The following is an 11598-nucleotide window of genomic DNA, read 5'->3' on the forward strand; positions in this document are numbered from 1 at the left end:
AGAGCACTGCGGATGGCCATCGAACAGCAGGAGAGAGTCACGCCCAAGCCGGGGCAGCTCGTCGAGATGTCCTGGGATCCGATCACCAGGATCATCGGCAACCTCGGCATCTACACCAAGATCGACTTCGAGAACCAGCGCGTGGCGGAGTGCCACAGCACGTCCTCGCTGTTCCGCGGCTACTCGGTGTTCATGAAGGGCAAGGACCCGCGCGACGCCGGGTTCATCACCAGCCGCATCTGCGGCATCTGCGGAGACAACCACACGACGTGCTCGATCTACGCGCAGAACATGGCGTACGGCATCAAGACCCCGAAGCTCGCCGAGTGGATCATCAACCTCGGCGAAGCGGCCGAGTACATGTTCGACCACACGCTCTTCCAGGACAACATGGTCTTCGTCGACTTCTGCGAGGCGATGGTCAAGGGCACCAACCCGAGCGTCCTGCGCCGGGCCGCGACCACCGACGCGCCGAACGCCGCCATCCACGGCAAGCGCACGATCGCCGACATCATGCAGGCGTTCAACCCGTTCGAGGGCGACGTCTACAAGGAGGCGCTGACCATCAGCCGCGTCACGCGGGAGATGTTCTGCCTGATGGAGGGCAGGCACGTGCACCCGTCGACGCTCTATCCGGGAGGCGTCGGCACGATGCCGTCGCCGACGGTCTTCACCGACTACCTGGCGCGGCTGATCAACATCGTCGACTTCGTCAAGAAGGCCGTCGCGCTCAACGACGACGTCTTCGACTTCTTCTACCAGGCCCTGCCCGGCTACGAGGAGGTCGGCCGGCGCCGGGTGCTGCTGGGCTGCTGGGGGGCGTTCCAGGACCCCGAGGTGGTCGACTACCGCTACCAGACGATGAACGAGTGGGGCAGGGCGATGTACGTCACCCCCGGCATCGTCGTCGACGGCGAGCTCATCACGACGAACCTGATCGACATCAACCTCGGCATCCGCATCCTGCTGGGCAGCTCCTACTACGAGGACTGGGTGAACGAGAAGCCGTTCGTCACCGAGGACCCGCTCGGCAACCCGGTGGACATGCGCCACCCGTGGAACCAGACCACGCTGCCCGCCCCGCAGAAGCGCGACTTCGACGGCAACTACAGCTGGGTGATGAGCCCGCGCTGGCTCGACCCGCGCACCGGCGACCACCTGGCCCTGGACACCGGCGGCGGCCCGTTCGCCCGCCTCTACACGACCGCGCTGGCCGGCCTCGTGGACACGCCGTACGTGAAGTCGACGGGTTCGAGCGTGCAGATCAACCTGCCCAAGGGGCCCGACCTGCCGGAGATGACGCTGGAGTGGCGGATCCCGCAGTGGTCCAACGCCATCGAGCGCAACCGGGCCCGGGTGTACTTCGTGGCCTACGCCGCGGCCATGGCGGTGTACTTCGTCGAGCGGGCGCTGGAGCGCGTACGCGGCGGCGACACCAAGGTCTTCCAGGACTTCGACGTGCCGGACCAGGCGATCGGCGTCGGCTTCCACGAGGCGGTGCGCGGCGTGCTGTCGCACCACCTGGTGATCGAGAAGGGCAAGATCGCCAACTACCACCCGTACCCGCCGACCCCGTGGAACGGCAGCCCGCGCGACCGCTACGGCACGCCGGGGCCGTACGAGGACGCCGTGCAGGACATGCCGATCTTCGAGGAGAACGGCCCGGAGAACTTCAAGGGCGTCGACATCATGCGCGCGGTCCGCAGCTTCGACCCGTGCCTGCCCTGCGGCGTCCACATGTACCTCGGCAAGGGTCGCACGGTGCGCAAGCTGCACTCGCCCATGTTCGGCGGCGGCCATGACTGACCCGCCCAGGCCGCGGCTGGACGAGCGCACCGTCGCCGGGCACCTGGAGCTGCTGGAGGAGCTGCTGAGCGGGCTGGAGACGACCTCCGGGCCCACGGCGGAGCGGGCGCTCGACGCGGTCGCCACGCTCGCCGAGGTGTACGGGGAGGCGCTGGCCCGCGTCGTGGACCGCGTCACCGCCGCCTCTCCCGAGCTCGCCGCGGCGCTGGCGGACGACGTCCTGCTGGCGCACCTGTTCGTGCTGCACGGGGTGTCCGTCGGCAGGGCTCCGGCGGGTGAGCCGGGAGCGGCGTTCATCCCGCTCGACACGCTCGTCCGGCGGCCCGCCACCTCCACGGCGGCCCCATGACCGCGAGCGCGCTCGGCCGGGTGATCGGCCGGCCGGTCGCCGGGCGGCGGCGGGCCGCCGAGCCGTGCGAGCTGTGCGGCGAGCCGCTGCCCGGCGAGCACGCCCACCTGCTGGAGGAGCGCAAGGACCTGGTGCTGTGCGCCTGCCGCGCCTGCGCGCTGCTGTTCGAGCAGGGGGAGGCCGGGCCGGGCCGGTTCCGGCTGGTGCCCGACCGGCGGCTCCGCCTCACCGGGCCGTCGCCGTCCGAGCTGGGCGTGCCGGTGGGCCTGGTGTTCTTCGTCCGCAGGTCCGACGGCACGGTCGTGGCCTGCTATCCGAGCCCGGTCGGCGCCACCCGGTGGGAGGTGGACGCCGCCGCGTGGGAACGGCTCGCCGGCCGGTACGCGGAGCTGGAGTCGATGCGGCCGGCGGTGGAGGCGTTCCTGGTCGCGATCGTGCGCGGCATGGACGAGCGCTGGCTCGTGCCGATCGACGACTGTCACCGGCTCGTCGCCCTGGTGCGCCAGGAATGGACGGGCATGTCCGGCGGCCCACGGCTCTGGGAGCAGATCGCGACCTTCTTCGCCGGACTCGACACATGAGGAGGAGGACGACATGGCAGGCATCCGCGTAGGCAAGCCCGACGTGAAGCCCGACACGCCCTCGCACGTCAAAGGCGTGCGGCAGGGCAACGCGAAGGGCGCCTACCGCCATCAGGCGGGCCACCACGGGGACGACACCGCCGACGCGCGGCGCTCCACGGGCGTGCGCCCCGGCAAGGAGAACCCGATCCTGCCGATCATGCCGAACCTCTCGCCCAGCTAGACCGAGAGGAGGTGGAGATCGACATGCGGCATCCAGGCAAGGTGCTGGCCCTGATCGCAGGGATCGCGGTCATGACGATGATCATGCGGGAACTGCCCGCGCTGAAGCGCTACATCACCATGAGCAGAATGTGAGAGGAGCGAGGCGGCCGATGTGCCTGGGCATTCCCGGCGAGATCGTCGAACTCATCCCCGGACAGCCCGAACTCGCCAAGGTCGAGGTCGCGGGCGTCCGGCGGGCCATCAACGTCGGGCTGGTCAACCAGGACGGCATCCGTACCGGTGACTGGGTGCTCGTGCACGTCGGCTTCGCCATGTCCAAGATCGACGAGCGGGAGGCGGCGGCCACGCTCGAGCTCCTGCGCGGTCTCGGACAGGCGTACACCGACGAGCTCGACGCGCTCGCGGAATCCGACATCACCTGAGAGGCGGGACAGTGCGGTTCGTCGATGAGTACCGCGACGCGGGCGAGGCCAGGAGGCTGGCGGCGCGGATCCGGGACCTGTGCGAGCCCGGACGGCGCTACACGTTCATGGAGGTGTGCGGCGGCCACACGCACACCATCTACAAGCACGGGCTGGAGGACCACCTGCCCGAGCAGGTGTCGCTGGTGCACGGGCCCGGCTGCCCGGTCTGCGTCATCCCGATGGGGCGGGTGGACGACGCCATCGCCATCGCCCGCGAGCCGGGCGTGATCATGACGTCCTTCGGCGACATGATGCGGGTCCCGGGCGGGCAGGGCTCGTTCTTCGACGCCAAGGCCGCGGGCGCGGACATCCGCATGGTGTACTCGCCGCTGGACGCGCTCAAGATCGCCCGGCAGAACCCGGACCGCACGGTCGTCTTCATGGCCATCGGGTTCGAGACCACCGCCCCGTCCACGGCGATGACGGTGCTGCGCGCCGCCGCCGAGGGCATCGGGAACTTCGCCGTCTTCTGCAACCACGTGACGATCATCCCGGCGATCAAGGCCATCCTGGACTCGCCCGACCAGCGGCTGGACGGCTTCATCGGGCCCGGCCACGTCTCCACCGTCATCGGCTGCCGGCCGTACTCGTTCATCGCCCGCGACTACGGCAAGCCGCTGGTGTGCGCGGGGTTCGAGCCGCTGGACGTCCTGCAGTCGGTCTACATGCTGCTGCGGCAGCTCGCCGAGGGCCGGGCCGAGGTGGAGAACCAGTACACGCGGGTGGTGCCGTGGGACGGCAACCACCGGGCGCTGTCGGCGATCTCGCAGGTGATGGAGCTCCGGCCGCACTTCGAGTGGCGCGGGCTGGGCTTCATCGCGCACTCCGCGCTGCGGATGCGGGAGGCGTACGCGGCCTACGACGCCGAGACGCGCTTCGCCGTGCCGGGGGTGCGGGTGGCCGACCCGAAGGCGTGCCAGTGCGGCGAGGTGCTGAAAGGCGTGCTGAAGCCGTGGGAGTGCAAGGTCTTCGGCACCGCCTGCACGCCCGAGACGCCCATCGGCACCTGCATGGTGTCCTCGGAGGGCGCCTGCGCCGCCTACTACAACTTCGGCCGCTTCACCCGGCGCCGCGAGCCCGTTCCGGTGGCCCTGGGACGGCGGCCATGAACACGGCATCCCGCGAGGAGCAGGTGCTGGAGCGGATCGAACGCGTCCGCAGCCGCAAACCGAAGCTCACTGAGGAACGGGTGACGCTGGCGCACGGCGCCGGCGGCAAGGCGTCGCGCACGCTGATCGAGGCCGTCTTCGTCGACGCCTTCCGCAACCCGGCGCTCCAGCCGCTCGACGACGGCGCCACGCTCGACCTCGGCACCGGCCGGCTGGTCTTCACGACCGACGCGTACGTGGTCTCGCCGCTGTTCTTCCCCGGCGGCGACATCGGCGACCTCGCGGTCAACGGGACCGTCAACGACCTGGCGGTCTGCGGGGCCAGGCCGATGCACCTGTCGGCGGCGTTCGTCCTGGAGGAGGGGTTCCCGATCGCCGACCTGCGCAGGATCGCCGCCTCGATGGCGGCCGCGGCCGAGCGGGCCGGCGTGCGGGTGGTGACCGGCGACACCAAGGTGGTCCAGCGCGGCAAGGCCGACGGCTGCTACGTGACCACGGCCGGCATCGGGGCGCTGGAACGACCGGTCACGCTGGGGGAGTCGCAGGTCAGGCCCGGGGACGCGGTGATCGTGTCGGGGCCGATCGGCGAGCACGGCATCACCGTCATGATCGCCAGGGGCGACCTGGACATCGAGGCCGATCTGGCCTCCGACACCGCGCCCCTGCACGACGCCGTCGCCGCGCTGCTCGACGCCGTACCGGTGCGGATGATGCGCGACGCCACCAGGGGCGGGGTCGCGACCGTGCTGAACGAGGTGGCCCGGGGCGCCGGGGTGGCCGTGACGCTGGACGAGCGCGCGGTCCCGGTGCGTCCGATCGTGACCGGGGCCTGCGAGCTGCTCGGCCTCGACCCGCTGTACGTGGCGTGCGAGGGCAGGTTCGTGGCCGTGGTCGACGGTGATCACGCCGAGGCCGCGGTGGCGGCGCTGCGCCGGTACCCGGTGAGCGAGGGCGCTGCGGTGGTGGGCTCGATCGAGCCGGGGCCTGCGGGGATGGTGCTGCTCAACACCGCCTTCGGCGGCACCAGGATCGTGGACCTGCTGGTCGGGGACCCGCTGCCGCGCATCTGCTGAGTGCGATGATCAACGGCGGTCGTTCGCCGCGGCGACGACCGCCTGCCCGAGCGCGATGCCGCCGTCGCCCGGCGGCACCCGGGAGTGGACCAGCACCTGGAACCGCTCCCGTTCCAGGCCGGACACCACGGCCTCCAGCAGGACCGTGTTCTGGAACACGCCGCCGGACAGCGCCACCGTCCGCAGTCCTGTCCCTTCTCCCACCGCCCGGACCGCGCGGACCACCGCCGCGGCCAGCCCACGGTGGAACCGCGCGGCGATCCGCCCCGCGTCCACCCCGGCCGCGACGTCCTCGGCCGCCGCCCCGACCAGGTCGCCCGCGGCGATGACCAGGGGCTCGCCCTCGATCAGCCGGGCCGGGTACGCCCCCCGCTCGCCGGGATCCACCTGCGCCTCCAGCTCGGCCGCCGCCTGCCCCTCGTACCCGATCACGTCGCGCACACCCGCGATGGCCGCGACCGCGTCGAACAGCCGCCCGGCGCTGGAGGTGAGCGGCGAGTTCAGCCCGGCCCGAGCCATCCGCACGACCGCCGGCCACTGCTCCCGATGCCGCCCGGCCACCGCGAGGCCGGGCAGCGCGTCGCCGTGGATCCGGTCCAGCCAGGCCGCCGCCATCCGCCACGGCTGCCGCACCGCCGCCGCGCCGCCCGGCATCGGCACCGCCTCCAGGTGCCCGGCCCGCCTGAAGGACACCAGGTCGGCGACGAGCAGCTCCCCGCCCCACAGCGTGCCGTCCGCGCCCAGGCCGAGCCCGTCGAACGCCACCCCGATGACGGGCCCGCCGTGACCGTGCTCGGCCAGGCAGGAGGCGATGTGGGCGTGATGGTGCTGGACCGCGATCAGGTCTACGTCCTCGCGGTCGCGCGCGTACGCGGTCGACAGGTACTCCGGGTGCAGGTCGTGGGCCACCACGGCGGGGCGGACGCCGAAGATCCGGCAGAAGTGCTCGACGCCCTCGGCGAACGAGCGCAGGGTCTCGTAGCTCTCCAGGTCACCGATGTGCTGCGACAGGAACGCCTGGTTGCCTCTGGCCACGCAGAAGGCGTTCTTGAGCTGGGCGCCGCAGGCGAGCACCGGCCGGGGGAACCGCCACGGCACGCCGACGGGGGCGGGCGCGTACCCTCGCGATCGGCGGACGACCAGCTCCCGGCCGCGGAAGACCCGCACCAGCGAGTCGTCGGCCGGCGCCTCGATCCGCCGGTCGTGCACGAGGAACCCGTCGGCGACGCCCGCCAGCCGCCGCAGCGCCTCCTCGTCGCGGTAGGCGATGGGCTCGTCGGTGAGGTTGCCGCTGGTCAGCACGTACGGCACGGCCAGCCGCTCGGCGAGCAGGTGGTGCAGCGGCGTGTACGGCAGCATCACCCCGAGCTCGCGGGCCCCGGGCGCCACGGCGCCGGCCACCGGGGCGTCACGGCGGCGCGGGGCCAGCACGATCGGGCGGGACGCGCCGGCGAGCAGCCGTTCGGCCGCCGGTTCCAGGTGGACCAGCGTCCCGGCCGCCGCCGCGTCCGCCGCCAGCACGGCGAACGGCCGGCTCTCGCGCCGCTTGCGGGCCCGGAGCAGGGCCACCGCGGCTCCGTCGGCGGCCAGGACGGCGAGGTGGTAGCCGCCCAGTCCCTTGATCGCCACGACCCGGCCCGCCTCCAGCCACCCGGCCGCCGCCTCGACCGGGTCCCCGGCCGCCGGCAGACCGTCCGCGCCGAGGGCGCGCAGTGACGGGCCGCACGCCGGGCAGCAGACAGGCTGGGCGTGAAAGCGCCGGTCACCGGGGTCGCCGTACTCCCGGGCGCAGGCGGCGCACATCTCGAAGTCAGCCATCGTCGTGGCGCACCGGTCGTACGGCACGCCGGTGACGATGGTGAACCGCGGCCCGCAGTCGGTGCAGTTGGCGAACGGGTAACGGTGCCGGCGGTCGCCCGGGTCGCGCAGCTCGCGCAGACAGGCGGCACACGTCCCGGCGTCCGGCGACACCAGCGCGCCGTCCGGCTGCTCGCCGCGCCGGCTGGCCACGATGCGGAACCCGGACCCGCCCACGGGCTCCGCCGGCTCCACCGACACGCGCTCGACCAGGGCGAGCGGCGGCGCCTGCCCGGTCAGGCCGGCCGTGAACGCGTCCAGCGTGGACGGCTCGCCCTCCGCCTCGATGAACACCCCGCCGGGGTCGTTGCCGACGAACCCCGACACCCCGTACGCCCCGGCCAGCCCGCACACGAACGGCCGGAACCCCACCCCCTGCACCAGCCCTTCGACCCGCACCCGGATCCGGCGCGCCCCCGTACCGGACACGTCACGTCTCGCCGGTCAGCACCCGCTGGGTCAGCTCCCACAGCACGTGGCAGAGGGTGATCTGCGCCTCCTGGATGCGGTGCACGGACGCCGACGGCACCACGAACAGGTGCGCCACCCGATCCTCCTGCGCCATCGGCCCGCCGTCGTAGCCGACCAGCCCGACGGTGAGCATGCCGCGCCTGGACGCCTCCGCCATGGCGTTGAGCACGTTGGCCGAGCCCCCGCTGGTGGACAGCCCCATGGCCACGTCGCCGGGGCGGCCGAGCGCGGCCAGCTGCCTGGCGAACACCAGCTCGTACCCGACGTCGTTCGACAGCGCCGTGAGCAGCGCGACGTCCTGGGCGAGCGGCACCGCCGCGACCGCGCGCGCCGGCTCCGGCGGGGCCGCGAACACCTGCGCGACGGCCTGGGCGTCCGTGCTGCTCCCCCCGTTGCCGAAGGCGAACAGCCGGCCCCCCGCGTCGAACGCCGCCGCCATCGCCCGCGCGCACGCCACCAGACGCTCGGCGTGCAGGCCGACCAGCGACCGGCGCAGCGCGACGATCTCCTCGGCCTTCCTCCGGGTGGACGCGCACAGGTCGGCGACCACGGCTTCCCGATCGGCCGGCGCCGGCGCGAGGAACGGGTAGAGGGCCTCGATGCCGCTCTCCTCTCCGCGCGGGCCGATCGCGATGGCCTCCTTGGCGTGCACCAGGACGACGTCGCCCGGCCGTACGTCCACCAGGGCCACGCTGACCTCCTCCGGCCCCGACTCCGTCTCCACCAGGGCCAGCCCGTCCTCCAGCAGCCGCAGGACGCGCATCGGCACGGCCGCGTCGGAGCACGTGACGCAGACCTCGTCGTGGCACGGCTCCGTCATCGGACCGCCTCCAGCTCGTGGAAGACGTGCACGAGCTCCCACAACACGTGGTAGATCGTCATGTGCACCTCCTTGACGACCAGCGGGTCGGCGGAGCGGACGGCCAGCACGTGGTCCGCCTCGGGCGCCCCCCGCCCTCCGGTGAGCGCGACCGTGAGCAGCCCCATCGCGCGCGCCGCCGCGAGCCCGTTGCGCACGCCGGCGCAGTCGCCGTCGGCCGACACCCCGAGCGCGATGTCGCCCGGCGCGGCCAGCAGCCGCAGCTGGGCGGCGAAGATCCCGTCCAGGCCCTGGATGCGGGCGATCCCCGTGGCCACGGCCATGTCCGTGGCCAGCGAGATGGCCGGAAGCGCCGGCTTGCCCATGATGACCGGATGCGCGAACTCGACGGCGACGTGCTGCGCGTCGGCCACCGACCCTCCGGTGCCGAACACCAGCAGCTTGCCGCCCCCGCGGAACCGCTCCGCCATCTCCTGGCAGGCGCGCACGATCCGCTCGGCGTCCTCCCCGAGGGCGGTCGCCGGCCCCACCCGTCGCTCGAACGCGGCGGACACGGCGCTCATCGCCTCGCCCATGACGCCTCCTCCCACCCGGTCTCCTCCCGTACGTCCGGGAGCCCGTGACCGCCCGCCTCCTGGCTGACCCGCGCCCATCTGACCAGGCAGGTCTCCAGCAGTTGCCGGACCTCGATCAACCGGCGCATCCACGCCTGCAACTCGGCCATGCCGCCGGTGGTCAGCTCGTAGCGCCTGCGCGCCGGCCCCGCCTCGGAGGCGACCCAGGAGGAGGCCAGATGGCCCGCGCGTTCGAGCGAACGCAGGGCCCGGTAGACCTGGCCGGGCTCCGCGTCGGACGCCCCCAGCCGCGCCAGCCGCTCGATCAGGTCGTACCCGTGACCGGGCCGCTCGCAGATGAGCAGCAGCAGGAAGGGAGGGAGCAGGCCGCGCACGTCACTGCTCGACATGGGTCCCCTCCTCCGGTGCGGTCATGGCCGGTCGTGAGGACAGTAGGCCGCCGCCCGCCACGGGGGCGGGCGGCGCGTCCGGCATTTGCACGACTCTTCGCCGTAGCCACGCCAAGAATCTCCCGGACGGTCCTCAGCCGGTCAGGCGCAGGCGTAGCCGGACGGCAGGGCGGTGTCGCCGTTGGGCCTGCTCGCCTGGAAGCCGAAGCTGGTGGTGGCGGCTCCCGGCGCGAGCGTGCCGTTGTGGCCGACGCTTCTGACCGTGACAGTCTGGCCGCTGGTGGTGACGGTGGCGTTCCACGAGCCGGTCAGGGTGTGCCCGGCCGGCAGGGTGAAGGTGACGGTCCAGCCGGTGATCGTCGAGGTGCCGGTGTTGGTGATGGTCAGCGGCTGGATCACGTATCCGTTCCCCCACTGGGACTGCACGGTCGGGGTGGCACGGCAGGCGCCGGTCGTACCTCCCTGGGTGGTGATCTGGACGGTGCCGGAGACCGCTGAGACGTTGCCGGCGGCGTCGCGCGCCCGGACCTGGTAGCGGTAGACGGTGCTCGCGGACAGGCCCGTGTCGGTGAACGAGGTCGTGGCCGAGGTGCCGACCTGGGCGAACGTGCCGCCCGTCGCGCCGGGGGCGCGCAGGATCTCGTAGCCGGCCACGCCGGAGCCGCCCTGGTCGGTGGACGCGGTCCAGGTCAGCGTGGCGCCGGTGGCGGTCACGCCGGACGCGACCGGCGTGCCCGGCGTGGTCGGCGGCGTGGTGTCGGTCTGACTGGTCGTCAGGCCGAAGAACTCGACGGCGTAGCGGGCCATGCCGCTCTGCGGAAGAGTGTGCCCGGCGCCCTGGATGCTGTACGCCTCCACCTGCACGGTGCCGGACGGATCGGCGTACCGGCTGCGGCTCCAGCCCGCCTGCGGGGTGTCGGTGCCGGTCGGGGTCTGGCTCAGCCCGAACACGTTGGTCCACTGCTCGATCGACTCCCGCAGCAGCGAGTAGGGCACGAGGGTGTCGCTGGTGCCGTGCCACAGCTGGATGCGCGGGCGGGGCCCGGAATATCCCGGGTACGCCTGGCGGACCGCGTCGCCCCACTGCTGGGGTGTCCGGTCCATGCTCCCGCCGGTGCACCTGCTGCTTCCCGGCGGGTAGTCGGAGGCGCCGGCGAAGCAGTTGAAGGGCACGCCCATGAAGGAGGCCCCTGCCTTGAACAGGTCCGGGTAGACGGCGAGCATGTGCTGGGTCATCATGCCGCCGGACGAGCTACCCGTGGCGTACACCCGGTTCGGGTCTCCCCGATAGGTCCGCTCGACATAATTGATCATCGAGACGAGCGAGACGGGATCGCTGCCGCCGCCGCGCTGCTTGGCCGCGTCCGACCAGGTGTCGAAGCAGTTGCCGAACCCCGCCGACTGGGTGGCGGTCGGGTAGATGACGATGAAGCCGTACCGATCCGCCAGCGAGGCGAACTCGCTGCTCTGGTGGAAGCCGGGGCCGGAGCCGCCGCAGCCGTGCATCGCCACCACGATCGCCGGCGAGGCCGGGCGCGAGTCCGGCACGTAGACGTGCATCCGCATGTTGCCCGGGTTGTCGCCGAAGCCGGTCACCTCCACCAGGGCGGCGGCGACGGCCGGCGATCCGAGTGCCACGGTCATGACGGCAAAGAGCGCCGCGGCGCAGGCACCGGCCAGCACCGTGGTCAAACGTCTCATGCGCGCTTCTCCTCTCCACCTCCGCGGCACGCGCCGCGGACTGGAAAGTAAAAGGACGACGATCCACCGTCAACGCCCGCTCGGTGCGCATGCCGGCCGGTTGACCTGGCACAGAGCCATTTCCCCTGGTTATCAAGTAACTTGCTATCAAGCTCCTTGATAAGGGGGCGCGAAACTT

The 11598-nt window shown here is 72.4% G+C and carries 13 protein-coding genes; 8 read left to right on the forward strand and 5 right to left on the reverse strand.

Features of this window, described 5'->3' with window-relative positions:
* Positions 1 to 12 precede the first annotated feature (12 nt).
* Genes AC27IY_RS17975 through hypE form a run of 8 tightly spaced genes read left to right on the forward strand, consistent with a single transcriptional unit; the run spans position 13 to position 5607 of the window.
* Positions 13 to 1806, forward strand: coding sequence for a nickel-dependent hydrogenase large subunit (locus AC27IY_RS17975; protein WP_423452015.1), 1794 nt, complete (start codon positions 13 to 15; stop codon positions 1804 to 1806).
* Positions 1799 to 2155 carry a hypothetical protein gene (locus tag AC27IY_RS17980; protein ID WP_487178614.1) on the forward strand — a complete coding sequence of 119 codons (357 nt, stop codon included), beginning with the start codon at positions 1799 to 1801 and terminating at the stop codon, positions 2153 to 2155. Before AC27IY_RS17975 ends, AC27IY_RS17980 begins: the two co-directional genes overlap by 8 nt.
* A complete protein-coding gene (locus AC27IY_RS17985) occupies positions 2152 to 2736 on the forward strand; it encodes a DUF5947 family protein (RefSeq protein ID WP_423452013.1) in 585 nt (194 codons plus the stop codon). The genes AC27IY_RS17980 and AC27IY_RS17985 overlap by 4 nt, the downstream gene beginning before the upstream one ends.
* A gap of 13 nt (positions 2737 to 2749) precedes the next feature.
* A complete protein-coding gene (locus tag AC27IY_RS17990; RefSeq protein WP_423452012.1) occupies positions 2750 to 2959 on the forward strand; it encodes a hypothetical protein in 210 nt (69 codons plus the stop codon).
* An 11-nt stretch (positions 2960 to 2970) separates the two neighbouring features.
* Positions 2971 to 3093, forward strand: a complete 123-nt coding sequence (locus AC27IY_RS17995) for a hypothetical protein (protein WP_423452010.1) — start codon at positions 2971 to 2973, stop codon at positions 3091 to 3093.
* A 17-nt stretch (positions 3094 to 3110) separates the two neighbouring features.
* Positions 3111 to 3383 carry a HypC/HybG/HupF family hydrogenase formation chaperone gene (locus AC27IY_RS18000; protein WP_344213741.1) on the forward strand — a complete coding sequence of 91 codons (273 nt, stop codon included), beginning with the start codon at positions 3111 to 3113 and terminating at the stop codon, positions 3381 to 3383.
* A gap of 11 nt (positions 3384 to 3394) precedes the next feature.
* Positions 3395 to 4534, forward strand: a complete 1140-nt coding sequence (hypD, locus tag AC27IY_RS18005) for a hydrogenase formation protein HypD (RefSeq protein WP_487178615.1) — start codon at positions 3395 to 3397, stop codon at positions 4532 to 4534.
* A complete protein-coding gene (hypE, locus tag AC27IY_RS18010) occupies positions 4531 to 5607 on the forward strand; it encodes a hydrogenase expression/formation protein HypE (RefSeq protein WP_487178616.1) in 1077 nt (358 codons plus the stop codon). Before hypD ends, hypE begins: the two co-directional genes overlap by 4 nt.
* 9 nt (positions 5608 to 5616) lie before the next feature.
* On the opposite strand, the gene hypF is transcribed toward hypE, so the two are convergent.
* From hypF to AC27IY_RS18035, 5 genes are all read right to left on the reverse strand, one after another.
* Positions 5617 to 7893: a carbamoyltransferase HypF gene (gene hypF / locus AC27IY_RS18015; RefSeq protein WP_487178617.1), complete on the reverse strand. Its 2277-nt coding sequence runs from the start codon at positions 7891 to 7893 to the stop codon at positions 5617 to 5619.
* A 1-nt stretch (position 7894) separates the two neighbouring features.
* Positions 7895 to 8755 (reverse strand): SIS domain-containing protein, encoded by an 861-nt coding sequence (locus AC27IY_RS18020; protein WP_487178618.1) that lies wholly within the window; start codon positions 8753 to 8755, stop codon positions 7895 to 7897.
* Complete coding sequence (locus AC27IY_RS18025; RefSeq protein ID WP_487178619.1) at positions 8752 to 9330, reverse strand: D-sedoheptulose-7-phosphate isomerase; 579 nt, start codon at positions 9328 to 9330, stop codon at positions 8752 to 8754. The genes AC27IY_RS18020 and AC27IY_RS18025 overlap by 4 nt, the downstream gene beginning before the upstream one ends.
* Complete coding sequence (locus AC27IY_RS18030) at positions 9315 to 9719, reverse strand: PadR family transcriptional regulator (RefSeq protein ID WP_487178620.1); 405 nt, start codon at positions 9717 to 9719, stop codon at positions 9315 to 9317. The genes AC27IY_RS18025 and AC27IY_RS18030 overlap by 16 nt, the downstream gene beginning before the upstream one ends.
* Before the next feature lie 141 nt (positions 9720 to 9860).
* Positions 9861 to 11420 carry an extracellular catalytic domain type 1 short-chain-length polyhydroxyalkanoate depolymerase gene (locus AC27IY_RS18035; RefSeq protein ID WP_487178621.1) on the reverse strand — a complete coding sequence of 520 codons (1560 nt, stop codon included), beginning with the start codon at positions 11418 to 11420 and terminating at the stop codon, positions 9861 to 9863.
* Positions 11421 to 11598: the final 178 nt, after the last annotated feature.

Source organism: Nonomuraea sp. B208 (assembly GCF_057536035.1).